The sequence below is a fragment of the Aeromonas schubertii genome (assembly GCF_000820105.1).
Classification (GTDB): Bacteria; Pseudomonadota; Gammaproteobacteria; order Enterobacterales; family Aeromonadaceae; genus Aeromonas; species Aeromonas schubertii.
The window spans coordinates 23,984-48,282 of the sequence record NZ_CDDB01000049.1; the positions used below are offsets into that span (position 1 = coordinate 23,984).

The 24,299-nt window shown below is 58.3% G+C and carries 38 protein-coding genes; 34 read left to right on the top strand and 4 right to left on the bottom strand.

Translation table 11 applies throughout. From position 1 onward, the window contains the following. Positions 1 to 12: 12 nt before the first annotated feature. Positions 13 to 1,158, bottom strand: a complete 1,146-nt coding sequence (gene argE / locus BN1133_RS09625; protein ID WP_050666331.1) for an acetylornithine deacetylase — start codon at positions 1,156 to 1,158, stop codon at positions 13 to 15. A gap of 248 nt (positions 1,159 to 1,406) precedes the next feature. Between argE and argC the strand changes: the two genes are divergently transcribed. Genes argC through argH form a run of 6 tightly spaced genes read left to right on the top strand, consistent with a single transcriptional unit; the run spans position 1,407 to position 7,179 of the window. Continuing rightward, positions 1,407 to 2,429 carry an N-acetyl-gamma-glutamyl-phosphate reductase gene (gene argC, locus BN1133_RS09630; protein ID WP_050666332.1) on the top strand — a complete coding sequence of 341 codons (1,023 nt, stop codon included), beginning with the start codon at positions 1,407 to 1,409 and terminating at the stop codon, positions 2,427 to 2,429. Positions 2,430 to 2,434: 5 nt separating this feature from the next. Continuing rightward, complete coding sequence (gene argB / locus BN1133_RS09635; protein ID WP_050666333.1) at positions 2,435 to 3,214, top strand: acetylglutamate kinase; 780 nt, start codon at positions 2,435 to 2,437, stop codon at positions 3,212 to 3,214. A gap of 13 nt (positions 3,215 to 3,227) precedes the next feature. Continuing rightward, positions 3,228 to 4,142 carry an ornithine carbamoyltransferase gene (locus BN1133_RS09640; protein ID WP_050666334.1) on the top strand — a complete coding sequence of 305 codons (915 nt, stop codon included), beginning with the start codon at positions 3,228 to 3,230 and terminating at the stop codon, positions 4,140 to 4,142. A 24-nt stretch (positions 4,143 to 4,166) separates the two neighbouring features. Next, positions 4,167 to 5,402, top strand: a complete 1,236-nt coding sequence (locus BN1133_RS09645; protein WP_050666335.1) for an argininosuccinate synthase — start codon at positions 4,167 to 4,169, stop codon at positions 5,400 to 5,402. 53 nt (positions 5,403 to 5,455) lie between these two features. Then, the gene (locus BN1133_RS20115) at positions 5,456 to 5,743 is read left to right on the top strand and encodes a hypothetical protein (protein ID WP_153006777.1); all 288 of its coding nucleotides are present in this window, start codon (positions 5,456 to 5,458) and stop codon (positions 5,741 to 5,743) included. 50 nt (positions 5,744 to 5,793) lie between these two features. Beyond that, on the top strand, positions 5,794 to 7,179 hold the full coding sequence (gene argH / locus BN1133_RS09650; protein WP_050666336.1) for an argininosuccinate lyase: 1,386 nt from the start codon (positions 5,794 to 5,796) through the stop codon (positions 7,177 to 7,179). Positions 7,180 to 7,258: 79 nt separating this feature from the next. Here argH and BN1133_RS09655 read toward each other — a convergent pair whose 3' ends face one another. From BN1133_RS09655 to BN1133_RS09665, 3 genes are all read right to left on the bottom strand, one after another. Further along, complete coding sequence (locus BN1133_RS09655) at positions 7,259 to 7,714, bottom strand: hypothetical protein (protein WP_050666337.1); 456 nt, start codon at positions 7,712 to 7,714, stop codon at positions 7,259 to 7,261. Positions 7,715 to 7,822: 108 nt separating this feature from the next. After that, positions 7,823 to 9,424 (bottom strand): VRR-NUC domain-containing protein, encoded by a 1,602-nt coding sequence (locus tag BN1133_RS09660; protein ID WP_050666338.1) that lies wholly within the window; start codon positions 9,422 to 9,424, stop codon positions 7,823 to 7,825. Continuing rightward, on the bottom strand, positions 9,408 to 10,334 hold the full coding sequence (locus BN1133_RS09665) for a DMT family transporter (RefSeq protein WP_050666339.1): 927 nt from the start codon (positions 10,332 to 10,334) through the stop codon (positions 9,408 to 9,410). The genes BN1133_RS09660 and BN1133_RS09665 overlap by 17 nt, the downstream gene beginning before the upstream one ends. A 296-nt stretch (positions 10,335 to 10,630) precedes the next feature. Between BN1133_RS09665 and rpsJ the strand changes: the two genes are divergently transcribed. The 28 genes from rpsJ to rplQ all read left to right on the top strand — a co-directional run bounded on the left by rpsJ (position 10,631) and on the right by rplQ (position 24,253). Further along, positions 10,631 to 10,942, top strand: a complete 312-nt coding sequence (rpsJ, locus tag BN1133_RS09670) for a 30S ribosomal protein S10 (protein ID WP_005307944.1) — start codon at positions 10,631 to 10,633, stop codon at positions 10,940 to 10,942. 22 nt (positions 10,943 to 10,964) lie between these two features. Then, positions 10,965 to 11,597, top strand: coding sequence for a 50S ribosomal protein L3 (rplC, locus tag BN1133_RS09675; RefSeq protein WP_050666340.1), 633 nt, complete (start codon positions 10,965 to 10,967; stop codon positions 11,595 to 11,597). A gap of 17 nt (positions 11,598 to 11,614) precedes the next feature. Next, on the top strand, positions 11,615 to 12,220 hold the full coding sequence (rplD, locus tag BN1133_RS09680) for a 50S ribosomal protein L4 (RefSeq protein ID WP_005350167.1): 606 nt from the start codon (positions 11,615 to 11,617) through the stop codon (positions 12,218 to 12,220). Then, positions 12,217 to 12,519: a 50S ribosomal protein L23 gene (gene rplW / locus BN1133_RS09685; protein ID WP_005350165.1), complete on the top strand. Its 303-nt coding sequence runs from the start codon at positions 12,217 to 12,219 to the stop codon at positions 12,517 to 12,519. Before rplD ends, rplW begins: the two co-directional genes overlap by 4 nt. Before the next feature lie 15 nt (positions 12,520 to 12,534). Continuing rightward, positions 12,535 to 13,356: a 50S ribosomal protein L2 gene (gene rplB, locus BN1133_RS09690; protein WP_050666341.1), complete on the top strand. Its 822-nt coding sequence runs from the start codon at positions 12,535 to 12,537 to the stop codon at positions 13,354 to 13,356. A 22-nt stretch (positions 13,357 to 13,378) separates the two neighbouring features. Then, on the top strand, positions 13,379 to 13,657 hold the full coding sequence (gene rpsS / locus BN1133_RS09695; protein WP_005307960.1) for a 30S ribosomal protein S19: 279 nt from the start codon (positions 13,379 to 13,381) through the stop codon (positions 13,655 to 13,657). Between the two features lie 10 nt (positions 13,658 to 13,667). Next, on the top strand, positions 13,668 to 14,012 hold the full coding sequence (rplV, locus tag BN1133_RS09700) for a 50S ribosomal protein L22 (RefSeq protein ID WP_005350163.1): 345 nt from the start codon (positions 13,668 to 13,670) through the stop codon (positions 14,010 to 14,012). Positions 14,013 to 14,015: 3 nt separating this feature from the next. Then, entirely contained in the window at positions 14,016 to 14,726 is a 711-nt protein-coding gene (gene rpsC, locus BN1133_RS09705) for a 30S ribosomal protein S3 (RefSeq protein ID WP_050666342.1), read from the top strand. A gap of 13 nt (positions 14,727 to 14,739) precedes the next feature. Further along, complete coding sequence (rplP, locus tag BN1133_RS09710; protein WP_005350161.1) at positions 14,740 to 15,153, top strand: 50S ribosomal protein L16; 414 nt, start codon at positions 14,740 to 14,742, stop codon at positions 15,151 to 15,153. Then, positions 15,153 to 15,344 (top strand): 50S ribosomal protein L29, encoded by a 192-nt coding sequence (gene rpmC / locus BN1133_RS09715; RefSeq protein ID WP_005350160.1) that lies wholly within the window; start codon positions 15,153 to 15,155, stop codon positions 15,342 to 15,344. Before rplP ends, rpmC begins: the two co-directional genes overlap by 1 nt. After that, on the top strand, positions 15,344 to 15,592 hold the full coding sequence (gene rpsQ, locus BN1133_RS09720; protein WP_042046225.1) for a 30S ribosomal protein S17: 249 nt from the start codon (positions 15,344 to 15,346) through the stop codon (positions 15,590 to 15,592). Before rpmC ends, rpsQ begins: the two co-directional genes overlap by 1 nt. 148 nt (positions 15,593 to 15,740) lie before the next feature. Beyond that, a complete protein-coding gene (gene rplN, locus BN1133_RS09725; RefSeq protein WP_005350158.1) occupies positions 15,741 to 16,109 on the top strand; it encodes a 50S ribosomal protein L14 in 369 nt (122 codons plus the stop codon). 11 nt (positions 16,110 to 16,120) lie between these two features. Beyond that, a complete protein-coding gene (gene rplX, locus BN1133_RS09730) occupies positions 16,121 to 16,438 on the top strand; it encodes a 50S ribosomal protein L24 (protein ID WP_005350157.1) in 318 nt (105 codons plus the stop codon). A gap of 13 nt (positions 16,439 to 16,451) precedes the next feature. Further along, positions 16,452 to 16,991: a 50S ribosomal protein L5 gene (gene rplE, locus BN1133_RS09735; RefSeq protein ID WP_005350156.1), complete on the top strand. Its 540-nt coding sequence runs from the start codon at positions 16,452 to 16,454 to the stop codon at positions 16,989 to 16,991. Between the two features lie 11 nt (positions 16,992 to 17,002). Beyond that, positions 17,003 to 17,308, top strand: a complete 306-nt coding sequence (rpsN, locus tag BN1133_RS09740) for a 30S ribosomal protein S14 (RefSeq protein WP_050666343.1) — start codon at positions 17,003 to 17,005, stop codon at positions 17,306 to 17,308. A gap of 19 nt (positions 17,309 to 17,327) precedes the next feature. Next, entirely contained in the window at positions 17,328 to 17,720 is a 393-nt protein-coding gene (gene rpsH / locus BN1133_RS09745; protein ID WP_050666344.1) for a 30S ribosomal protein S8, read from the top strand. Between the two features lie 11 nt (positions 17,721 to 17,731). Then, complete coding sequence (gene rplF / locus BN1133_RS09750) at positions 17,732 to 18,265, top strand: 50S ribosomal protein L6 (RefSeq protein WP_050666345.1); 534 nt, start codon at positions 17,732 to 17,734, stop codon at positions 18,263 to 18,265. 9 nt (positions 18,266 to 18,274) lie between these two features. Next, positions 18,275 to 18,628 (top strand): 50S ribosomal protein L18, encoded by a 354-nt coding sequence (gene rplR / locus BN1133_RS09755; RefSeq protein WP_005350139.1) that lies wholly within the window; start codon positions 18,275 to 18,277, stop codon positions 18,626 to 18,628. A gap of 14 nt (positions 18,629 to 18,642) precedes the next feature. Further along, the gene (rpsE, locus tag BN1133_RS09760) at positions 18,643 to 19,143 is read left to right on the top strand and encodes a 30S ribosomal protein S5 (protein ID WP_050666346.1); all 501 of its coding nucleotides are present in this window, start codon (positions 18,643 to 18,645) and stop codon (positions 19,141 to 19,143) included. 6 nt (positions 19,144 to 19,149) lie between these two features. Beyond that, the gene (gene rpmD / locus BN1133_RS09765) at positions 19,150 to 19,332 is read left to right on the top strand and encodes a 50S ribosomal protein L30 (RefSeq protein WP_005350132.1); all 183 of its coding nucleotides are present in this window, start codon (positions 19,150 to 19,152) and stop codon (positions 19,330 to 19,332) included. Between the two features lie 2 nt (positions 19,333 to 19,334). Continuing rightward, entirely contained in the window at positions 19,335 to 19,772 is a 438-nt protein-coding gene (gene rplO / locus BN1133_RS09770; protein ID WP_005350129.1) for a 50S ribosomal protein L15, read from the top strand. Positions 19,773 to 19,780: 8 nt separating this feature from the next. Continuing rightward, the gene (gene secY / locus BN1133_RS09775; RefSeq protein ID WP_050666347.1) at positions 19,781 to 21,109 is read left to right on the top strand and encodes a preprotein translocase subunit SecY; all 1,329 of its coding nucleotides are present in this window, start codon (positions 19,781 to 19,783) and stop codon (positions 21,107 to 21,109) included. Positions 21,110 to 21,135: 26 nt separating this feature from the next. Beyond that, positions 21,136 to 21,249 (top strand): 50S ribosomal protein L36, encoded by a 114-nt coding sequence (gene rpmJ, locus BN1133_RS19690; protein WP_005319705.1) that lies wholly within the window; start codon positions 21,136 to 21,138, stop codon positions 21,247 to 21,249. A gap of 140 nt (positions 21,250 to 21,389) precedes the next feature. Next, positions 21,390 to 21,746, top strand: coding sequence for a 30S ribosomal protein S13 (rpsM, locus tag BN1133_RS09780; RefSeq protein WP_005350121.1), 357 nt, complete (start codon positions 21,390 to 21,392; stop codon positions 21,744 to 21,746). Positions 21,747 to 21,760: 14 nt separating this feature from the next. Continuing rightward, complete coding sequence (gene rpsK / locus BN1133_RS09785; RefSeq protein WP_005350118.1) at positions 21,761 to 22,150, top strand: 30S ribosomal protein S11; 390 nt, start codon at positions 21,761 to 21,763, stop codon at positions 22,148 to 22,150. 40 nt (positions 22,151 to 22,190) lie between these two features. Continuing rightward, positions 22,191 to 22,811: a 30S ribosomal protein S4 gene (gene rpsD / locus BN1133_RS09790; RefSeq protein ID WP_050666348.1), complete on the top strand. Its 621-nt coding sequence runs from the start codon at positions 22,191 to 22,193 to the stop codon at positions 22,809 to 22,811. Positions 22,812 to 22,836: 25 nt separating this feature from the next. Continuing rightward, positions 22,837 to 23,826: a DNA-directed RNA polymerase subunit alpha gene (locus BN1133_RS09795; RefSeq protein WP_005350114.1), complete on the top strand. Its 990-nt coding sequence runs from the start codon at positions 22,837 to 22,839 to the stop codon at positions 23,824 to 23,826. A 43-nt stretch (positions 23,827 to 23,869) separates the two neighbouring features. Continuing rightward, positions 23,870 to 24,253, top strand: coding sequence for a 50S ribosomal protein L17 (rplQ, locus tag BN1133_RS09800; RefSeq protein ID WP_005350112.1), 384 nt, complete (start codon positions 23,870 to 23,872; stop codon positions 24,251 to 24,253). The last annotated feature ends 46 nt before the right edge of the window (positions 24,254 to 24,299 follow it).

Here is a 24,299-nt window from a genome sequence, read left to right on the forward strand (position 1 = left end):
TGTGTAACTTTCCTACAGGCAGAAACGGCGGATCAGGTGCTGCAACACCTGCTTGGTCGGCTCCACGAAGGAGAGATCCAGATACTCGTCCGGCTGGTGGGCCTGAGTGATATGGCCCGGCCCCAGCACTATGGTTTCGCAACCGAGTTGCTGAATAAAAGGGGCCTCGGTGCAGTAGTTGACGCTCTCGGCGGCCCGCCCGCTGGCCCGTTCTGCCTCGCGCACCAGCACAGCGTCATCACCGCAGGCGTAGGCGGGGATGGGCTCGTGCAAGTGGCGGATATGCAGGCAGCCCGGCTGGTGGATCTCGATGGGGGAGAGGGCCTCTTCGAGCAGCCCCATCAGCTCGTCGGGTCCCACTTGCGGGGTGGGGCGCAGATCGATGTGCAGCTCGCAGCAGCCGCAGATACGGTTCGGGCTGTCGCCGCCCTGGATGTAGCCGAGGTTCAGGGTCGGTTGAGGTACCGCGAAGCGGTGGTCGGCATACTTCTCCTTGAGGGAGCGCTGCAGGCCGAGGAGCTGCCCCATGGCCTGATGCATGATCTCCATGGCATTGACCCCGTTGGCCGGGTCCGAGCTGTGGCCACTGCGTCCCGTGATGCGAATAGCCTCGGACATGTGCCCCTTGTGAGCCACCACGGGGATCAGGCCGGTCGGCTCGCCGATGACGGCATAGTCGGGCTTGAGCTCGGCCGCAGCGGCAATAGCGCGCGCGCCGGCCATGGTGGTCTCTTCGTCGGCAGTGGCGAGGATGCGCAGAGGTTTGCTGAGTCGGGTGAGGTCCATCTCCCTGAGCGCCTCCACGATAAAGGCGAAGAAGCCCTTCATATCGATGGTTCCCAGCCCGTACAAGCGGTTGCCCTCCTCGGTTACCTTGAACGGATCCTTGCTCCAGCGTCCCTCGTCAAACGGCACTGTGTCGGTATGGCCCGCCAGCAGTAGCCCGCCTTCTCCCTCGCCCAGCGTCGCCACCAGATTGAACTTGCCCGGCAACTCCGGCAGAGGGGTGACCTCGACCCTAAACCCCAGGGTGGTGAACCAGTCGGCCAGCAGCCGGATCACCTGCTCGTTACTCTGATCCCACTTGGGGTCTGTGCTGCTGATGGAGGGAATCGCAATAATATTCTTATAAAGTGAAAAAAAATCCATGTTGGCCATAAAAGCTCCTTGCGCCCCCTCCGGGATTTTGATAGAACATCTTCATGCACCGAGAGTGAATGAATATTCCATTTCTCTCCCGTGGATGAGGCTCTAGTTGTAAGGGAAACACCATGTTCTGTCACCTGTTTATCAACCGACGACGCACTATCGCCTGAGCCCCCTTCTCTCGAGGGGCGGTTACAGGCCCCGACATCCTTATGCAGCGTTCCGCTGCGCCCGCAAGTTAACAAAAACCGGATTGAATGATGCTCAACACCGTTATCGTCGGTGCCAGTGGCTACGCAGGTGCCGAACTGGCCGCACTGGTACAGAACCATCCCCAGCTGACCCTGGGCGCCCTCTACGTCTCTGCCGGCAGCCAGGATGCCCACAAACTCTTCTCGGCCCTGCACCCCCAGTGGCTGGGCCGGGTGGATCTTCCCCTGTTGCCTCTGGATGAAGAGGGGATGAGCCGCATCCTGACCCAGGCCGATCTGGTGCTGCTGGCCACCGCTCATGAGGTGAGCGCCGATCTGGCCCCCAAGCTGCTGGCCAAGGGGGTGACAGTGTTCGATCTCTCCGGCGCCTTCCGGGTCAAGCAGGATGGCTTCTACGAGCAGTTTTACGGCTTCTCCCACACCGCGCCCGAGTGGCTCGATCAGGCGGTCTACGGTCTGGCCGAGTGGAATGCTGACGCCATCAAGAAGGCGACGCTTGTCGCCGTGCCGGGTTGCTACCCGACGGCGTCGCTGTGCGCCCTCAAACCCCTGATGGCCAAGGGCCTCATCGCGGCCGACAGCCTGCCCATTATCAATGCCGTCTCCGGCGTCTCCGGAGCCGGGCGCAAGGCCTCCCTCACCACCAGCTTCTGCGAGGTGAGCCTCAACCCCTACGGCACCTTCAATCACAGGCACCAGCCTGAGATCAGCCACCACCTGGGGTGTGAGGTGCTGTTTCAGCCTCATATGGGCAACTATCTGCGCGGCATCCTGGCCACTATTTATGTGCAGCTGGCCGATGACGTGACCCCAGAGCAGGTCGAGGCTGCCTATCGGGAGGCCTACGCCGGCAAGCCGCTGGTGCGCCTGACCGGTGCCGCACCCTCAGTCCGCGGCGTCGCAGGCACTCCCTATTGCGATCTGGCCTGGCGGCAGCAGGGCAAGGCGCTGGTGGTGTTCAGCGCCATCGACAACCTGCTCAAGGGGGCCGCCTCCCAGGCGATTCAATGTATCAACCTCAAATTCGGTTTCGACGCGGGCTGTGGCCTGGTCACTCAAGCACAAGGATGAAAGTGATGAACAAGCAGACTCTGGTGATCAAGCTGGGCGGCGCGTTGCTCGAGAGCGACGAGGCGTTGACTGCCCTGTTCGGAACCCTGAAGGGCTTCCTCGACGAGCAGCACAGACCCCTGGTGCTGGTGCACGGCGGCGGCTGCCTGGTGGATGACCTGCTCAAGGGGCTGGGTCTCACCTCCACCAAGAAGCATGGCCTGCGGGTGACCCCGTTCGATCAGATCCCCTACATCGCCGGCGCCCTGGCGGGTACCGCCAACAAGCAGATGATGGCCAAGGCCATCGCTACCGGTATCCCGGCCGTGGGGCTGTGCCTGGCTGATGGCGGCCTGTGCCAGGTGACCCAGCTCGATCCGGAGCTCGGTGCCGTGGGGGCATGCCAGCCGGGCAACCCGGCTCTGCTGAACGGGATCCTGGCTCAGAACTTCTTGCCGGTGGTGAGCTCCATCGGCATCACGGCAAACGGCCAGTTGATGAACGTGAACGCCGACCAGGCGGCGACCGCCATCGCCGAGGCCCTCGGCGCCGATCTGGTGATGTTGTCGGACGTGAGCGGCATCCTGGATGGCAAGGGCAAGCTGGTGCCCGAACTCGACAAGATGACCGCGCTGGATCTGATGGAGAAGGGGGTCATCGCCGACGGCATGGCGGTCAAGGTAAAGGCGGCACTGCACGCGGCCGAGACCCTCGGCAAGCCGGTGGCGGTGGCCAGCTGGCGCTATCCGGATCTGCTGCACAAGCTGCTCTCGGGCGGCGCCGTCGGCACCAAGGTCACCCTGTAAAAGGAGCACGCCCATGCAGCATCTTCTGACCGGCACCGAATTCGATCAGGCCCAACTGCTGGCCCTCATCGCCCTGGGCAAGGCCATTAAGGCCAATCCCAAGAAGTACAGCCAGGCCCTGGCGGGCAAGAGCATCGTCACCCTGTTCGAGAAGCCCTCCCTGCGCACCCGGGTCACCTTCGACATCGGCATCGCCAAACTGGGTGGCCACAGTGTCTATCTGGATCAGCAAAACGGGGCGCTCGGCAAGCGTGAGTCGGTGAAGGACTTCGCCGCCAACCTGTCGCGCTGGTGCGACGCCATCGTCGCCCGGGTGTTCGACCACCGGACCCTGGTCGGTCTGGCCGAGCACGGCAGCGTGCCTGTGGTCAACAGCCTGTGCGACCTCTATCACCCGTGCCAGGCCTTCGCCGACTTTATGACCATCTCGGAAAATTATTCAGATCCGGGCAAGGTGAAGCTGGCCTATCTGGGGGATGGCAACAACGTCAGCCACTCCCTGCTGCTGACCGGCGCCATCCTCGGCACCGATGTCACTCTGGTCTGCCCCAAGGGGCACGGCCCGGATGTGCAGATCTTCCAGCAGGCTCAGGCCCTGGCGGCCCGGAGCGGCGCTACCCTGGCGGTGAGCGACGATATCGCGGCCATCGAAGGATTCGATGTGGCCTACACCGATACCTGGGTATCGATGGGTGACACCACCCCCATGGAGCAGGTCACCGACCTCTTCATGCCCTACCAGATCAACCAGGCGCTGCTGGATCGCACCGGCATTCGCCACGTATTGCACTGCCAGCCGGCCCATCGGGATCTCGAGATCACCTCCGAGGTCATGGACGGTCCCGCCTCTCTCATCATGGATGAGGCGGAGAACCGCATGCACATCCAGAACGCCATTCTGCTGACCCTGCTGGGCGGCCAACACTGATTTCACTTTCAAGGAGAAGAGATTATGAGCGGCATTAACAAGATAGTACTGGCCTACTCCGGCGGACTGGACACCTCGGCCATCATCCCCTGGCTGAAAGAGCATTACGACGCCGAGATAGTGGCGTTTGTGGCCGATGTGGGCCAGGAGCGCGACGACCTGGAAGGGATCGAGCAGAAGGCCATCGCCTCCGGCGCCACCAAGTGCATCATCAAGGATCTGCGCGAAGAGTTCGTCAAAGAGTACGTCTACCCGACCCTGAAGACCGGCGCCGTCTACGAAGGCACCTACCTGCTGGGCACCTCCATGGCCCGTCCGGTGATCGCCAAGGCCATGGTCGAGGCAGCCCTGGCCGAGGGTGCCGATGCCATCTCCCACGGCTGCACCGGCAAGGGCAACGACCAGGTGCGTTTCGAAGGGGCCGTGGCCGCCCTGGCGCCGCAACTGAAGGTGATCGCCCCGTGGCGGATCTGGGACATGCGCTCCCGGGAAGATCTGCTGGCCTATCTGGAGGCCCGCAACATCCCCTGCAAGGCGACCCTGAAGAAGATCTACAGCCGCGACGCCAACGCCTGGCATATCTCCACCGAGGGTGGCGAGCTGGAGAGCACCTGGAACGAGCCCTCCGAAGCCGTGTGGCAGTGGACCGTGCCGGCCGAGCAGGCGCCGGATCAGCCGGAATACGTCAAGCTGACCATCGCCAAGGGCGAAGTGGTGGCGGTGGACGACCAGAAGCTGACCCCGCACCAGATCCTGATGACCCTGAACGAGCGGGCCGGCAAGCACGGCGTGGGTCGCATCGACATCACCGAGAACCGGATGGTGGGCATGAAGTCCCGTGGCTGCTACGAGACCCCGGGCGGTACCGTCATGGTCGCGGCCCTGCGCGCCATCGAAGAGCTGGTGCTGGACAGACCGACCCGTGCCTGGCGCGAGAAGCTGGGGGCCGAGTTCTCTCATCTGGTCTATGACGGCCGCTGGTTTACCCCCCTGTGCAAGGCGATCCTCGCCTCCGCCAACGCCATCGCCGAGGATCTCGACGGGGAAGTGGTGCTGAAGATGTACAAGGGCCAGGTCACCGCGACCCAGAAGAAGTCCCCCAACAGCCTCTACTCCGAGGACTTCGCCACCTTCGGTGCCGACGAGGTGTACGACCAGAGCCACGCCGAAGGCTTCATCCGCCTCTACACCCTGGCCAGCCGGATCCGCGCCATGAAGGAGCAGCATATGGCCATCGGGGGTGATCACACTCACGGTTAATACTAAGAAAGAGGGGGGGGCAGTCCCCTCCACTTTTGAGACGGGAGACCGAGATGAGTGAAGAGAAAATCTTAACTGTAATTCAGTATCTACATGGGAAATTCCCTTTTGCCGAGCATATTGAATGTCAGGCGTGTATCAAAACAGATGCTTATCTATTTAAGATCACTTCAGGTGACGTCTCGTTTTCATTGCGGTTAACGGGGTGCCTCATGGATAACTCCGTGTCGTACATAGTGAGTTTATTAGACCAACTTAATGTGGCTGATATGTCATGTGAGGATTCAAAGGTGGCCGCAACCGTCGGAGAAAATGGTCTTATCAGTAAGCATCCAAGCTGAGAGATAAAAATCTTCGCATGAGTATCGGCTGGAATAAGAAGGAGAGCAGTATGGCACTTTGGGGTGGGCGCTTCAGTCAGGGCGCAGACGCAAGATTCAAGCAGTTCAACGACTCACTGCGCTTCGACTACCGCCTGGCGGAGCAGGACATTCAGGGCTCCATGGCCTGGGCACGCGCCCTGGTCAAGGTGGGGGTGCTGACCGCCGCCGAGCAGGAGACGCTGCAACAGGCCCTCGACGCTCTGCTGGTGAGCGTGCGTCTCGACCCCGAGCAGATCCTGGTCTCCGATGCCGAGGACATCCACTCCTGGGTTGAGGGCAAGTTGATTGACGCGGTCGGCGATCTCGGCAAGAAGCTGCACACCGGGCGCTCCCGTAACGATCAGGTGGCGACCGATCTCAAGCTCTGGTGCAAGGCGCAAGGCGAACTGCTGGCCGCCTCCATCACCGCCCTGCAACAGGGGCTGGTGGCCTCCGCCCGGGCCAACCAGGCCGCGGTGCTGCCCGGTTACACCCATCTGCAGCGGGCCCAGCCGGTCACCTTCGCCCACTGGGCCCTGGCCTATGTGGAGATGCTGGAGCGGGACCACTCCCGGCTGCAGGATGCGCTGAAGCGCCTCGACACCAGCCCGCTCGGTTGCGGCGCCCTGGCCGGCACCGCCTACGCCATCGACCGCGAAGCCTTGGCCCTGGACATGGGCTTTGGTGGTGCCACTCGCAACAGCCTGGATTCGGTCTCGGACCGGGATCACGTGGTGGAGTTGATGCACGTGGCGTCGCTGTCCATGACCCACCTGTCGCGCCTGGCCGAGGACCTTATCTTCTACAACACGGGTGAGGCGGGCTTTGTCGAGCTCTCTGACGCGGTCACCTCGGGCTCGTCCCTGATGCCCCAGAAGAAGAACCCGGATGCCCTGGAGCTGATCCGCGGCAAGGCCGGTCGGGTGGTGGGGGCCCAGGTGGCCATGCTGATGACCCTCAAGGCACTGCCGCTGGCCTACAACAAGGACATGCAGGAGGACAAGGAGGGGCTGTTCGACGCGCTGGATACCTGGCACGACTGCCTCGACATGGCAGCCCTGGTACTGGTCGATCTCAAGGTCAACGGTGAGCGCACCAAGGCGGCCGCCCAGGGTGGCTACGCCAACGCCACCGAGCTGGCCGATTACCTGGTGGCCAAGGGGATTCCGTTCCGCGAGGCGCACCACATCGTCGGTGAGGCCGTCGTCTATGCCATCGGTGTGAAGAAGCCGCTGGAAGAGCTGTCGCTGGCCGAATTCCTGCGCTTCAGCTCGCTTATTGGTGAGGACGTCTATCCCAATCTGGAGCTGGAGGCGACCCTGGCCAAGCGGGTTGCCAAGGGCGGGGTGGCCCGCGAGCAGGTAGAGACAGCCCTGATTGCCGCAGAAACCTGGTTGGCCGGGCGGGTCGGCTAATCGCTCTTCTCGTTTAAACAAGACGGCAACCCCAGGGTTGCCGTCTCTTATTCCGGTACCAGGATGTGGGGGATTAGCTTCAGGCCTGAGTGGCCAGCAGCCTTCCTACTCCTTCACCACGACCACGGGGCAGGCTTTGACTCATCTCATCGAGAAAGCCGTTGAGATCCCCCTTTATCCCCAGCTGCTGGCGCAGGCTGTCAAAGGATTGCAGCAGGGTATCTCCACCGGCCCCGGCACTGCCACGGGTCAGATCTTGCTGCAGCCTGGCGATCGCCTCATCCAGTGAGACCCCGGGGGAGCGCTCTCGCAAGGTATTCATCACCTCGCCCATGAAGTGATCGATGGCCGGGCGCTGGGTTTCGCCATTGGGATCGCTCGCACCCAGGCGGCGAAACATGCCCTGCAGGGTCGGAGGCAGAGGCTCACGGCGTGGCTCGGACTGCGCCTGCGGGGTTGCCGGTTTCTCCTTAAGCAGGGCGCCACCTATCTTGACGGCCAGGGAGACAAGGGGGAGCAGAGCTGTGATGGACATGGCCTCGATCCTCTGGGGGGGGTAACACACCACATCACTACTGCATGTGTCAGGCCATCTTTTAATCAAGAAGAGAGTTGGCGGTTAATGGACTGAGGCAGAAGCGATTTATTCCTTTCGCTCGATACGCGCCACGGCGTGGGGTATGTCACAGGCGGCAAGGTGTTGCAGCCAGCGTATCTGATGGGGCTGCAGATCATCGCCGGGCCCCTTTACCTCTACCAGACAGTACGCTTCTTCGCGAAACAGGGCGAGATCCGGTTGGCCGCTGCGATTGCCGCGCAGATCGAAACAGAGGCGATCCAGCATGGCGAGCCGGTGGGCCAGGGGGATGTGGCGCAGGGCCAGCTCCAGCAACACTCGTGGCAGGCGTTCCCACTCGACCCAGGCGTTGAGTGTGCCGACCTTCTCATCATAGCGATCCAGTAGCGCCTCCCAGCCGGCCGGAGCGGCCAATGATTGCCGCCGGGTGTCGATGAGGGCCTGGCGCCGCTCGCCGAAGCGACGGGAGAACATGTCGGCCGGAGCGCGCTGGTAGCGGTTGAAGAAGACGCCGGGCTGGGGGCTGAAGATGATGTCCCAGAAGGCAAGGCCAAACAGACCGTTGATAAGGGCATTCTCGCACCAGAAGCCTTGCCAGCCGTCGGCGTGCAGGGCGGCCAGGGTGGCCTCCTCGACCCGGCCCGGCCAGGAGGGCAGGGCCAGTGACCAGGTCGGGTGGGTCGGCCGGCGATGGCGCGTCACCTTGTCACCCCGAAGCCGGCAGAGCTTGTCTCTGAGCGGCCGGGTGACGGCGCGCTCCTCCTCGTTGTGCGGTGCCGCTTCCATCTCGGCAAGCAGTCGCTCGGCCTCGGCGAGCTCCCCTGCGACCAGCAACAGGCGCACCTGCCGCTCGCGGGAGGGAGATCGTTGGCAGGTGCGGTAGAGGGCGAGTGCCTGGGCGTTCTCACCGGCGCGCTCCAGATCCCGGGCCAGGGCCAGGCGCAGGCGCTCGTGGCGGGCGGCCAGCGGCGGCCAGTCGCTGGGCGGGGGAAGCTGCGCCAACCACGCACTGGCGACGGCCGGACCGCCCTGCTCGCGCGCCTGTTGCCAGCTGTCGTGCCAGGCATCGAGGGAGAGCCACTCCTCAAGACGTGTCCGGCTGTCGAACAGACGATCGGCGGGGAAGAGGGGATAGGGCTCGTAGCGGTAGTGGCCGAGATCCAGCAGTACGAACTCGGTGAGATCCTGCTCCCGGTTGCCGAAAAAGAGCAGCAGAAAGCGCCCCAGCAGGGGCTTATCCTCGACCTTCAGGGTCTGGAAGGGAAGTGTGGGCAGGGGCGTGTCGGCCAGTCGGGCCAGCCACTGCTCTTTTCGTTGCTCCTTGGGCAGCGATGGCGCCAGGGCGAGCAGCTCGGGACGGGTCAGCAGGGGGCCAAGTTCGCTCCAGCGTGGTGTGGCCAACCGGATCAGGCCCGCCTCGGCCAGTTCTGCCAGCGGCAGCTGGCCGATCTCGGGGTAGTGGAGCCTGTCGGCGCGAAACCACTCCCCTTTGCGCGACAGCAGGCGCACCAGCAGACAGGCAGCCGGGTGGGAGAGGGCGGCGAAGTGATGCAGCCAGCGCAACTCTTCGGGGAGCAAGAGATCCCCGTAGCGCTCCTCCACCCATGCCAGCAGCAGGCGGAAGTTGGTCAGATAGTAGTCCGGGGCGAGCTCAACCGATGTGGCCATCATCGGCCACCTTGCGATAGCGCTTGCCGTATTTAAGCTGCTGAATGAGTAGCGCCGCTATGATGAGGCCCAGCCCTACCGGCGTTGCAGGGTGGATCTCCTCGCCGACCAACAGGCGCAGCAGCACCAGGGAGGCAAACGGTGAGATGAAGATGAGGTTGCTGATAGGGGCCGTATTGGTGGCGTGGCGCAGGGCCAGCAGCCAGAGCACGAAGGCAAACCCCATCTCGAACAACCCCACATAGATGGCGCCGGCCCACCCTTGCCAGGCGGTCAGCCTGAAGTCGGCCAGCACGGCCGTGGCCACCACAATCCAGGGGATGCTGATGAGAAAGCCCAGCAGCAGGCTCACCACAGGGTCGCCCTGGTTGCGGGTGTTGAGGATCCAGTAGCCGGCCCAGATCAGGGTGGAGCAGAGTGCCAGGGCAACGCCGAGCGGATTATCGAACTGCAGGCCAAATACATCCCCCTTGGTGGCGATCACCAGGGCACCGAAGTAGCCCAGCACGATGGCTACGCCGTCGCGTCGACGCAGCGTTTGGCCGAGGAAGGGGACGGCCAGCAGGGAGAGGGTGATGGCCCAGGTGTAATTGAGGGTCTGGGCCTGCTGGGCCGGCAGCAGGTCATAGGCCTTGAACAGCAGCAGGTAATAGAGGAAGGGGTTGAGGGTGCCGAGGGCCAGATAATAGAAGGGGCGGGCCTTCATATACTCCCCGAGCAGTGCCAGTTTGCCCTGGCGGGCGACTATGCCAAACAGGGTCAGCGCCGAGGTGCAGGCGGCAACCAGCAGCAGTTGTACCGGCTGGAAGTATTGCAGGGAGAGCTTGAAGGCAGTGGCCACAGTCGACCACATGGCGACGGTGCACAGGGCGTAGAGGTAGGCCTTCTTCTGGTCTTTCATGAGATCCATTCTTCGGCTGGGCGACGGGGAGGGTCGAGTCTAACAGACTTGCCAGGCCAGCTGGAGATGAGTGCCAAATTGAGCAATAACTGCGCTTTCCAGGTTGCGTCAGGTGTGAAAATCGGTATAATGCCCTCCGCTCTCCCTTGAGGTGAGCCTGACCTCTGGGTCAGTTTGCCGCAACAAGCGGCCATACAATCCCCCCGATCTGTGGGGGAACCGTTAAAAATCACACCTCTGGCGGGAGTACTCTCGGTCGGGCGGTGTTGATTTATGTTCTTTACATCCTTTTGGAGCTCTGGTCCATGCAGAACCAAAGAATCCGTATCCGCCTGAAGGCTTTTGATCATCGTCTGATCGATCAGTCCACTGCGGAAATCGTAGAAACTGCCAAGCGCACTGGTGCACAGGTTCGCGGTCCGATCCCGCTGCCGACTCGCAAAGAGCGCTTCACCGTACTGATCTCCCCGCACGTCAACAAGGACGCGCGTGACCAGTACGAGATCCGCACTCACAAGCGTCTGGTAGACATCGTTGAGCCGACTGACAAGACCGTAGACGCCCTGATGCGTCTGGATCTGGCAGCTGGTGTAGACGTCCAGATCAGCCTGGGTTAATTACGGAAAGAGGTTGATAACAATGACAATCGGTCTTGTAGGTCGCAAAGTGGGTATGACTCGCATCTTCACCGAAGATGGCGTTTCTATCCCCGTGACCGTTATCGAAGTTGAAGCTAACCGTGTAACTCAGGTCAAGTCTGTTGAAACCGACGGCTACAACGCTATCCAGGTTACCACTGGCGCCAAGAAAGCCAGCCGTGTGACCAAGCCGGAAGCTGGCCACTTTGCCAAAGCTGGTGTTGAAGCCGGCCGCGGTCTGTGGGAATTCCGTCTGAACAACGGTGAGACCTTCAGTGTTGGTAGCGAGCTGAAAGTTGATCTTCTCGCTGACGTTAAGCTGGTAGATGTTACCGGTACTTCCAAGGGTAAGGGCTTCGCCGGTACTGTTAAGCGCTGGAACTTCCGCACCCAGGACATGACCCACGGTAACTCCCTGTCCCACCGTGTACCTGGCTCCATCGGTCAAAACCAGACCCCGGGCCGCGTATTCAAGGGCAAAAAGATGGCTGGCCATCTGGGCAATGAGCGTGTAACCACTCAGAACCTGGAACTGGTCCGCGTTGACGTTGAGCGCAACCTGCTGCTGATCAAAGGCGCAGTACCGGGCGCTACCAACGGTGACGTGATCGTTAAACCCGCCGTCAAAGCGTAACGTCTGAGGAGATAGTAATGGAATTGGTAATGAAAGACGCCCAGAGCGCTCTTCAAGTTTCCGAAACTACCTTCGGGCGTGAATTCAACGAAGCCCTGGTTCACCAGGTCGTCGTTGCCTACGCTGCTGGTGCTCGTCAGGGTACCCGCGCGCAGCTGACTCGCTCCGAAGTATCTGGTGGCGGCAAGAAGCCGTGGCGTCAGAAGGGTACCGGTCGTGCCCGTGCTGGCTCTATCCGCTCCCCGATTTGGCGTTCCGGTGGTGTGACCTTCGCAGCCAAGCCGCAAGATCACAGCCAGAAAGTCAACAAGAAGATGTACCGCGGTGCCATCCGCAGCATCCTGTCCGAGCTGGTTCGTCAAGAGCGCCTGATCGTTGTCGAGAAATTCGGCATCGAAGCTCCGAAGACCAAGGCTCTGACTGCCAAGCTGAAAGAGATGGAGCTGTCCGACGTTCTGATCGTGACTGCTGAAGTCGATGAGAACCTGTTCCTGGCTGCTCGCAACCTGTACAAGGTCGACGTGCGTGACGTTGCCGGTATCGATCCGGTCAGCCTGATCGCTTTCGACAAGGTTCTGATGACTGCTGATGCAGTTAAGCAAATCGAGGAGATGCTGGCATGATCCGTGAAGAGCGTCTGCTGAAAGTTCTGAAGGCTCCGCACATCTCTGAAAAGAGCACCATGGTCGCCGAGCACCAGAACACTATCGTGTTCAAGGTTGCTACCGACGCTACCAAGGCGGAAATCAAAGCCGCAGTTGCGAAACTGTTCGAGGTCGAAGTTGAGACCGTCCGTACCCTGAACATGAAGGGTAAGACCAAGCGCACTGGTGCGCGCGTAGGCCGTCGTTCCGATTGGAAAAAGGCTTATGTGACCCTGAAAGCTGGTCAGGACATCGACTTCATGGGCGCAGCCGAGTAAGAGGAGTTCTGAAAAATGGCAATCGTTAAGTGCAAGCCTACTTCTCCGGGCCGCCGCCACGTCGTCAAGGTCGTCAACCAGGACCTGTACAAGGGTAAGCCCTTCGCAGCCCTGCTGGACAAGAAAGAAAAGACCGGTGGTCGTAACAACAACGGCCGCATCACCACTCGTCACATCGGTGGTGGTCACAAGCAGCATTACCGTATCGTTGACTTCAAGCGCAACAAAGACGGTATTCCTGCCAAGGTTGAGCGTCTGGAATACGATCCGAACCGTACCGCTAACATCGCCCTGGTGCTGTATGCAGACGGTGAGCGTCGTTACATCCTGGCCCCGAAAGGCCTGAAGGCTGGTGACGCTATCGCCTCCGGTTCTGACGCCGCCATCAAGGTAGGTAACACCCTGCCGATGCGCAACATCCCGGTTGGTACCACTGTACACGCCGTTGAGATGAAGCCGGGCAAAGGTGCCCAGATGGCTCGTTCTGCTGGTGCTTTCGTTCAGATCCTGGCTCGTGAAGGCAACTACGTTACCCTGCGTCTGCGCTCCGGCGAAGTTCGCAAGGTGCTGGCTGACTGCCGCGCCACCATCGGCGAAGTCGGCAATGCCGAGCACATGCTGCGTCAGCTGGGTAAAGCTGGTGCCAGCCGCTGGCGTGGTATCCGCCCGACCGTTCGCGGTATGGCGATGAACCCGGTCGACCACCCGCACGGTGGTGGTGAAGGTCGCAACAAGGGTATCCAGCCGGTATCCCCGTGGGGCCAGAAGGCTAAGGGCTTCAAGACCCGTAAGAACAAGCGTACCGACAAGTACATCGTACGTCGTCGTAACAAGTAATTGTTAATTTAGAGGAATCACCATGCCACGTTCTCTCAAGAAGGGTCCATTTATCGACCTGCACTTGCTGAAGAAGGTAGAGAAAGCGGTGGAAAGCGGGGATAAAAAACCGGTTAAGACCTGGTCCCGTCGTTCAATGATCATCCCGAACATGATCGGTTTGACCATCGCTGTCCATAATGGTCGTCAGCACGTACCTGTGTTTGTTACCGAAGAAATGATCGGTCACAAGCTGGGTGAATTCGCACCGACTCGTACTTATCGCGGTCATGCCGCTGATAAGAAGGCCAAGAAGCGCTAAGGGGTAAATGATGGAAGCTATCGCTAAACACCGTTTCGCCCGTACTTCTGCACAGAAGGCTCGCCTGGTCGCTGATCAAGTACGTGGTCTGCCGGTAGACAAGGCTCTGAACATCCTGGCATTCAGCCCGAAAAAGGCTGCTGTGCTGGTGAAGAAGGTGCTGGAATCTGCCATTGCTAACGCCGAGCACAACGAAGGTGCCGACATCGACGCACTGCGTGTTGCTACTATCATGGTTGACGAAGGTCCGACCATGAAGCGCATCCGTCCTCGTGCTAAAGGTCGCGCGGATCGTATCCTGAAGCGTACCGCTCACATCACTGTAGTGGTATCCGACGCTAAGGCTGGGAGATAAGCAATGGGTCAGAAAGTTCATCCTAATGGCATTCGCCTGGGTATTACCAAGCCTTGGAATTCTACCTGGTACGCGAACTCCAAAGACTTCGCTGACAACCTGTACAGCGATTTCCAAGTACGCCAGTTCCTGACCAAGGAACTGAAAAACGCTTCTCTGTCCAAGATCACCATCGAGCGTCCGGCCAAGAGCATCCGTGTGACCATTCACACCGCTCGTCCGGGCATCGTGATCGGCAAGAAAGGCGAAGACGTTGAGAAACTGCGCAAGGCTGTTGCCCAGATCGCTGGCGTGCCTGCTCAGATCAACATTTCCGAAGTCCGCAAGCCGGAGCTGGACGGTCAACTCGTTGCCGACAGCATCACTTCCCAGCTGGAACGTCGCGTTATGTTCCGTCGCGCCATGAAGCGCGCCGTACAGAACGCCATGCGTCTGGGTGCCAAGGGCATCAAGGTTGAAGTTTCCGGTCGTCTGGGCGGCGCTGAAATCGCTCGTACCGAATGGTACCGCGAAGGTCGTGTGCCCCTGCACACCCTGCGTGCCGACATCGACTATGCAACTTCTGAAGCCCACACCACCTACGGTGTGATCGGCGTTAAGGTTTGGATCTTCAAGGGTGAAGTTCTGGGTGGTCTGGCTGCCGTTAACGCTGCCGCTGCTCAAGAGCAAGCTCCTGCAAAGCCCAAGCGCGAAAACAAACGCCGCGGTAAGTAAGGAGATTCGGTAAATGTTGCAACCTAAGCGTACTAAATTCCGCAAGATCCATAAGGGTCGTAACCGCGGTATGGCCACTTCCGGTAACGAAGTCTCCTTCGGTTCCTTTGGCCTGAAAGCGACCACTCGTGGCCGCCTGACTGCTCGTCAGATCGAAGCAGCTCGTCGTGCTATGACTCGTCACGTTAAGCGTCAAGGCAAGATCTGGATCCGTGTGTTCCCGGACAAGCCCATCACCGAAAAGCCCCTCGAAGTTCGTATGGGTAAAGGTAAGGGTAACGTGGAATACTGGGTCGCTCAGATCCAGCCGGGCAAAGTCCTGTACGAGATGGACGGTGTTCCTGAGGCTCTGGCACGCGAAGCGTTCGCCCTGGCCGCAGCCAAACTGTCTGTTCAGACCACTTTCGTAACTCGGACGGTGATGTGATGAAAGCACAAGATCTGCGCCAAAAGAGCGTTGAAGAACTGAACCAGGAACTGCTGGCCAAGCTGCGTGAGCAATTCAACATGCGCATGCAAGCTTCCACCGGTCAACTGGCTCAGACTCACACTCTGAAACAAGTGCGTCGCGACATCGCGCGCATCAAGACTGTACTGACTGAGAAGGCAGGTGCGTAATGACTGACAAGATCCGTACTCTGCAGGGTCGTGTAATCAGCGACAAGATGGACAAGTCCATCACTGTTGCCATCGAGCGCAAGGTAAAGCACCCGATCTACGGTAAGATCATCAAGCGTACTACCAAGCTGCACGTGCACGACGAGAACAACGAGTGCAAGGCTGGCGATCTCGTGGAAATCCGCGAGTGCCGCCCGCTGTCCAAGACCAAGTCCTGGACCCTGGTTGGTATCGTAGAAAAGGCCTAAGTCAGGTTCTTTCTAGCTCAAACGGCCCCTGCTGGGGCCGTTTGTTTTTTAGGCTACCTTTTCGAAAATACCTGTGTTATAGTTTCGCGCCTTTTGAAGGCAGCCAGATCCCGAGAGGGATAAGAAGTAAACAAAGCGGAGCACTAAGATGATCCAGATGCAAAGTATGCTGGATGTTGCCGATAACTCCGGCGCACGCAGCGTAATGTGTATTAAGGTTCTGGGTGGTTCGCACCGCCGTTACGCCGGCATCGGCGACATCATCAAGGTTTCCATCAAGGAAGCCATTCCTCGCGGTAAAGTGAAGAAAGGTGATGTGTATAACGCGGTGGTCGTACGCACCCGTAAAGGCGTTCGTCGTCAGGACGGCTCTGTCATCCGTTTCGACAACAACGCAGCTGTGTTGCTGAACAACAACCAGCAGCCGATCGGTACTCGTATTTTTGGGCCGGTGACCCGTGAACTGCGTAATGAGAAGTTCATGAAGATCGTGTCCCTGGCACCCGAAGTACTGTAAGGAGTCGAACGATGGCAGCTAAAATCCGTCGCGAAGACGAAGTAATCGTCCTCACCGGCAAAGACAAGGGCAAGCGTGGCAAAGTCACTCAAGTCCTGATCGCTGAAGGTAAGGTCGTTGTGGAAGGCATCAACCTGGTTAAGAAGCACCAGAAGCCGGTACCCGCTCTGGGTCAGGCCGGTGGCATCGTAACCAAAGAAGCCCCGATCCACGTATCTAACGTAGCGCTGTTCAACTCTGCCTCTGGCAAAGCTGACCGCGTAGGTTTCCGGATTGAAGACGGCAAGAAAGTCCGTGTCTTCAAATCCACCGGCGAACTTGTGAAGTAATTGGAGTTTAACGATGGCGAAACTGCATGATTACTACAAAGCAAATGTAGTAAATGAACTGACCAAGCAGTTCGGTTACAAGACTATCATGCAAGTCCCTCGGATCGAGAAAATCACCCTGAACATGGGTGTAGGTGAAGCGATTGCTGATAAAAAACTGCTGGAAAATGCTGCTGCCGACCTGGCTGCCATTTCCGGTCAGAAGCCGCTGATCACCAAGGCTCGTAAATCCGTTGCGGGCTTCAAGATTCGTGAAGGCTACCCGATAGGTTGCAAAGTAACCCTGCGTGGCGAGCGTATGTGGGAGTTCCTGGAGCGCCTGATCTCTATCGCAGTACCCCGTGTCCGTGACTTCCGCGGCCTGAACGCCAAGTCGTTCGACGGTCGTGGTAACTACTCCATGGGTGTACGCGAGCAGATCATCTTCCCGGAAATCGACTATGACAAGGTCGATCGCGTTCGTGGTCTGGATATCACCATCACCACCTCCGCGCAAACCGATGATGAAGGCCGTGCTCTGCTGGCTGCCTTTAACTTCCCGTTCCGCAAGTAAGGTGTAGGGTTATGGCAAAACTTTCCATGAAAGCACGTGAAGTCAAGCGTGCCAAGCTGGCAGCCAAGTACGCTACCAAGCGTGCCGAGCTGAAAGCTCTGATCGTTGACATGAACGCTTCTGAAGAAGCGCGTTGGGAAGCTGTTCTGAAGCTGCAACAGCTGCCCCGTGATTCCAGCCCGATCCGCCAGCGTAACCGTTGTGCCATTACTGGCCGTCCGCACGGTGTGCTGCGTAAATTTGGCCTGTGCCGCATCAAGGTGCGTGAGCATGCCATGAAGGGTGAAATTCCGGGCCTGAAAAAGGCCTCTTGGTAAGAATCTCGGGAGTTAGACTATGAGCATGCAAGATCCGATCGCGGATATGCTGACCCGCATCCGTAACGGTCAGGCGGCTAGCAAGGTTGCGGTTTCCATGCCCTCCTCCAAGCTGAAAGTGGCGATTGCCAAAGTGCTGAAGGACGAAGGCTACATCGCTGGCTACAACGTAGCTGGTGACGTGAAACCGGAACTGGAAATCGAACTGAAGTATTTCCAAGGCAAGCCGGTTGTAGAACTGATCCAACGCGTGAGCCGTCCCGGCCTGCGTATTTACAAGCGTACCAATGATCTGCCGAAGGTAATGGGCGGTCTGGGTATTGCCGTTGTGTCCACTTCTAAAGGTGTGATGACTGACCGTGCTGCCCGTAAGGCTGGCATGGGCGGTGAGATCATCTGCTACGTCGCTTAAGGAGGTAGGAAATGTCTCGTGTTGCTAAGGCACCCGTCGCGATTCCTGCTGGCGTAGAGGTGACTCTGAATGGCCAAGAGCTGACCGTAAAAGGTACCAAGGGCTCTCTGGTTCGTTCCATCAACGCGGCTGTTGAAGTGACCAAGGAAGAGGGCGTACTGAAGTTTGCTCCGCGCGCTGGCTTTGCCGGTGCCGATGCTCAAGCTGGTACCGCTCGCGCCCTGGTTAACAACATGGTCATCGGTGTTACCCAAGGCTTCGAGCGCAAGCTGCAGCTGGTTGGTGTAGGTTATCGTGCCTCCATCAAGGGCAACGCTGTCGCTCTGGCCCTGGGCTTCTCCCACCCGGTCGAGCATGAACTGCCGGCTGGCATCACTGCCGAGTGCCCCACCCAGACCGAAATCGTTCTGCGTGGTATCGACAAGCAAGTGATTGGCCAAGTTGCCGCGGATATCCGTGCTTACCGCGCTCCGGAGCCCTATAAGGGCAAGGGTGTACGCTATGCCAATGAGCAAGTGCGTACTAAAGAAGCTAAGAAGAAGTAAGGTAACACTATGGACAAGAAAGCAGCTCGTCTCCGTCGTGCTACTCGTGCACGTAAGAAGATGCAGGAACTGGGTGCGACTCGTCTGGTTGTTCACCGTACTCCGCGTCATATCTACGCGCAGATCATTGCAGCCAACGGTTCCGAAGTCCTGGCCTCTGCTTCCACAGTAGAGAAGGCTATCAGCGAAAGCATCAAATACACCGGTAACGCCGACGCGGCTGCCGCTGTAGGTAAGGCTATCGCCGAGCGCGCCATCGCCAAGGGTGTACAGAACGTGTCGTTTGACCGTTCCGGTTTCAAGTATCACGGTCGTGTAGCCGCTCTGGCTACTGCTGCTCGTGACGCTGGTCTGCAGTTCTAAGCTAGGAGTCGAAGATGGCTAAAATCGAATCTCAAGCCGGTGAACTGCACGAGAAGCTCATTGCGGTAAACCGTGTTTCGAAAACTGTTAAGGGTGGTCGTATCATGTCCTTCACCGCACTGACTGTGGTGGGTGATGGCAACGGCCGTGTAGGTTACGGTTACGGTAAGGCCCGTGAAGTTCCGGCTGCCATTCAAAAGGCAATGGAACAGGCCAAGCGCAACCTGAAGAAGGTAGAACTGAACAACGGTACTCTGCACCACCCGGTGAAGGGCATCCACTCCGGTTCCACCGTATTCATGAAGCCGGCCTCCCAAGGTACCGGTATCATCGCCGGTGGTGCTATGCGTGCCGTTCTGGAAGTGGCTGGTGTTCACAACATCCTGGCTAAGACCTACGGTTCCACCAACCCGATCAACGTGGTTCGCGCCACTGTAGACGCTCTGGTTAACGGTCAGTCTCCGGAACAGATCGCTGCTAAGCGTGGTCTGCGCGTTGAAGAAATTCTGGGGTAATGCGACATGGCTAACAAGACTGTAAAAGTAACTCAAACCCGCAGCTCTATCGGCCGCCTGCCCAAGCACAAGGCGACTCTGCGTGGCCTGGGTCTGCGTCGCATTGGTCACACCGTTGAGCTGGAGGATACTCCTTGCGTTCGCGGTATGATCAACCAGGTGTATTACATGGTTAAGGTGGAGGGCTAAGCATGCGTCTGAACACTCTGTCTCCGGCCGCTGGCTCCAAGCCTGTAAAGGCTCGTCGCGGTCGTGGTATCGGCTCCGGTCTGGGTAAGACTGGTGGTCGTGGTGTTAAGGGCCAGACCTCTCGTTCCGGTGGCGGTAAAGTCCGTCGCGGTTACGAAGGTGGTCAGATGCCGCTGAAAATCCGTCTGCCGAAGTTCGGTTTCACTTCTCGCAAGTCTCTGGTATCTGCCGAGGTTCGCCTGAACGAAATCGCGATGGTAGAAGGTGATGTGGTGGATCTGAGCACCCTGAAGCAAGCCGGTGTTGTTAACAAGAACATCGAGTTTGTGAAGGTTGTTCTGTCCGGTAACATCGACCGCGCTGTGACCGTTCGTGGTCTGCCCGTCACCAAGGGTGCACGTGCAGCCATCGAGGCCGCTGGCGGTAAAATCGAGGAATAATCAGTACAATGGCTAAGAAACCAGGATTGGATGTAAAAGCACAGGGTGGTCTGAGTGAACTGAAGAGCCGTCTGCTCTTCGTTCTCGGAGCGATTATCGTCTTCCGTGCAGGCTCTTATGTGCCTATTCCTGGTATTGACGCCGCCGTACTGGCCGAATTGTTCCAGCAACAGAAGGGCACCATCATTGAGATGTTTAACATGTTCAGTGGTGGTGCACTTGCCCGTGCTTCAATTCTTGCACTGGGGATCATGCCGTACATCTCGGCATCGATCATCATCCAGTTGCTGACCGTGGTTCATCCCGCTCTTGCTGAACTCAAGAAAGAGGGTGAGGCCGGTCGTCGCAAGATCAGCCAGTATACTCGCTGGGGCACGTTGGTATTGGGAACTTTCCAGGCCATTGGTATCGCAACCGGCCTGCCGAATATGATGCAGGGGCTCGTGACTAATCCGGGCTTTGGCTTCTATTTCACGGCGGTTGTGAGTCTGGTCACCGGCACCATGTTTTTGATGTGGCTGGGTGAGCAGATTACCGAGCGTGGGATTGGTAATGGTATCTCGCTGATAATCTTCACGGGTATCGTTGCCGGTCTGCCTCATGCCATTGGCGCTACGGCCGAACAGGCACGTCAAGGGGAATTGCACATCCTGCTGTTGCTGTTGCTGGGCTTGATTGTTTTCGCAGTGACTTACTTTGTGGTGTTCGTGGAGCGTGGTCAGCGTCGTATCGTCGTTAACTATGCCAAGCGTCAACAAGGCCGCCAGGTATTCGCAGCGCAAAGCACGCACCTGCCGTTGAAGGTCAACATGGCTGGTGTGATTCCTGCGATTTTCGCATCCAGTATCATCCTCTTCCCGGGCACCATTACCTCCTGGTTTGGTCAGGGTGAGGGTACTGTGGCTGATGTTCTGCAGCAGATCTCTATGGTTCTGCAGCCGGGCCAGCCCCTGTACGAAATGCTGTATGCAGCAGCCATTATCTTCTTCTGCTTCTTCTACACCGCGTTGGTGTTCAACCCGCGCGAGACAGCAGATAACCTGAAGAAGAGTGGAGCCTTTATCCCGGGGATTCGTCCGGGCGAGCAGACAGCACGTTATATCGATAAGGTTATGACCCGCCTGACTCTGGCTGGCGCGCTCTATATAACCTTTATCTGTCTGGTACCACAGTTCTTGATGACTGCCTGGAACGTTCAGTTCTATTTCGGTGGCACCTCGCTGCTGATTATCGTGGTAGTGATCATGGACTTCATGGCTCAGGTTCAGACCCATATGATGTCTCATCAGTATGGCGATGTCCTGAGGAAGGCCAACCTGAAGGGCTACGGCCGCTAAGGTCGGCGTAGTTACGGAGTTAAGCAATGAAAGTTCGTGCTTCCGTTAAGGCAATCTGCCGTAACTGCAAAATCATCAAGCGTCACGGTGTGGTGCGTGTGATTTGCAGCGAGCCTAAGCATAAACAGCGTCAAGGCTAATTTAGTTACGGTTAGTACTTGCAACAAATAGTTGTGCTGGCTAAGATAGCCAGCCAACTTTTGTTGTGTATTGGTTGACCGCCACGTATCCGCTCACGGGCTTTGTGGTGGTCGTAATCTACTATATGTAGGAGTGAATAGTGGCCCGTATCGCTGGCATTAACATTCCTGACCATAAGCATGCAGTCATTGCTCTGACTGCTATTTATGGCGTCGGTCGTACCCGCTCCAAGGCCATCTGTGCCGCAGCCGGTATCGCTGAGAATGTAAAAATTAAAGACCTGGATGAAGCTCAGGTAGAAAGTCTGCGTGAACAAGTAGGTAAGTACACCGTAGAAGGTGACCTGCGCCGTCAGATTTCTATGAACATCAAGCGTTTGATGGACCTGGGTTGCTACCGTGGTTTGCGTCACCGTCGTAGCCTGCCTGTCCGTGGTCAACGTACCAAGACCAATGCTCGTACCCGTAAGGGTCCGCGCAAGGCTATCAAGAAGTAACGGGAAGGTAGAAAATGGCTAAAACTCCGACTCGTGCTCGCAAGCGCGTTAAAAAGCAAGTGAGCGACGGTATCGCACACGTACATGCCTCTTTCAACAACACAATCGTGACTATCACTGACCGTCAGGGCAACGCTCTGTCTTGGGCCACCGCTGGTGGTTCCGGTTTCCGTGGTTCTCGTAAGTCCACCCCGTTCGCTGCCCAGGTTGCAGCCGAGCGTGCCGGTGAGATGGCCAAAGAATATGGCGTCAAGAACCTGGAAGTCATGGTCAAGGGTCCGGGTCCCGGTCGTGAGTCTTCCATCCGCGCTCTGAACGCGGCTGGTTTCCGCATCACGAACATCACTGATGTGACTCCGATCCCGCACAACGGTTGTCGTCCTCCCAAGAAGCGCCGCGTGTAACGCGTTTAGCTACTTGGTCTAGGATTGTTGGAGAAAGAAGATGGCAAGATATATCGGTCCTAAGCTTAAGCTTAGCCGTCGTGAGGGCACCGACCTCTTCCTGAAGTCTGGTGTTCGTGCGATTGATTCTAAGTGCAAGATTGACACCGCCCCGGGTCAGCACGGCGCTCGTAAGCCGCGTCTGTCCGACTACGGTGTTCAGCTGCGCGAGAAGCAAAAAGTTCGCCGTATCTACGGCGTATTGGAAAAACAGTTCCGCAACTACTACCGCAGTGCTGCCCGTCAGAAGGGTAACACCGGCGAAAACCTGTTGCAGCTGCTGGAAGGTCGTCTGGACAACGTCGTATACCGTATGGGCTTCGGCGCCACTCGTGCTGAAGCACGTCAGCTGGTCAGCCACAAGGCCATCATGGTTAACGGCCGCGTTGTGAACATTCCTTCTTTCCAGGTTTCCCCTGAGGATGTGGTCTCTGTTCGCGAGAAGGCTAAGAAGCAAGCACGTATCAAGGCTGCCCTTGAGGTTGCTGGTCAGCGTGAGAAGCCGACTTGGGTAGAGGTTGACGCTGCCAAGATGGAAGGTGCCTTCAAGCGCCTGCCGGAGCGTTCTGACCTGTCTGCCGACATTAACGAACAGCTGATCGTCGAGCTTTACTCCAAGTAAAGCTAGCTTCTAAAGAGAGGACACAATGCTGGGTTCTGTAACAGATTTTCTTAAGCCGCGGCTAGTTGACATCGAGCAAGTTAGCCCGACTCACGCAAAAGTGACTCTTGAGCCGCTTGAGCGTGGTTTTGGTCACACGCTGGGCAACGCCCTGCGTCGTATTTTGCTTTCTTCTATGCCCGGTTGTGCAGTCACTGAAGTCGAAATCGATGGCGTACTGCACGAGTACAGCAGCAAGGAAGGTGTTCAGGAAGACGTTCTCGAAATCCTGCTGAACCTGAAAGGCATCGCTGTGAAGCTGGAAGGCAAGGACGAGGTAACTCTGTCCCTGACCAAGTCTGGAACAGGCCCCGTTACCGCTGGTGATATCACTCACGGTGATGAAGTTGAGATCGTAAACCCGGAGCACGTAATCTGCCACCTGACCAGCGCCAACGCTGAGATCAGCATGCGCCTGAAGATTCAGCGCGGTCGTGGTTACGTGCCCGCTTCCGCTCGCGTCCACAATGACGATGAGGAGCGCCCGATTGGTCGCCTGCTGCTGGACGCTGCGTTCAGCCCCATCGTTCGCATCGCCTACAATGTAGAAGCGGCGCGTGTGGAACAGCGTACCGACTTGGACAAGCTGGTCATCGAAATGGAGACCAACGGCACCCTGGATCCGGAAGAGGCTATCCGTCGTTCCGCCACTATCCTGGCAGAGCAACTGGAAGCCTTCGTCGACCTGCGTGACGTAAGCGTGCCCGAGAAGAAGGAAGAGAAGCCCGAGTTCGATCCGATTCTGCTGCGTCCTGTCGATGATTTGGAGCTGACAGTTCGTTCCGCGAACTGTCTGAAGGCAGAAGCTATCCACTATATTGGTGATCTGGTACAGCGTACCGAAGTCGAGTTGCTTAAGACTCCGAACCTCGGTAAGAAGTCCCTGACTGAGATCAAGGACGTGTTGGCCTCCCGTGGTCTGTCTCTGGGCATGCGCCTGGAGAACTGGCCGCCCGCCAGCATCGCTGACGAGTAAATCCAGATTACGGGTTCACAGATTTAGTTAGAAGGATAAGGTCATGCGCCATCGTTTGAGTGGTCGTCAACTGAACCGGAACAGCAGCCATCGTCAGGCTATGTTCCGCAACATGGCCAGCTCCCTGGTTCGTCATGAGATCATCAAGACGACTCTGCCGAAGGCAAAAGAGCTGCGTCGTGTAGTTGAACCGCTGATCACCCTTGCCAAGACTGATAGCGTTGCTAACCGTCGTCTGGCATTCGCCCGCACTCGTGATAACGAAGTTGTGGCAAAACTGTTCAACGAACTGGGCAAGCGCTACCAAGAGCGCGCCGGTGGTTATACTCGCATTCTGAAGTGCGGGTTCCGTGCCGGTGACAATGCTCCGATGGCTTACATCGAGCTGGTAGACCGCCCGGCCGCTGCTGAAGCAGCTGCCGAGTAAGATAGAAAAAGCCGGGCTTGCCCGGCTTTTCTTTTTCCTGCATTTT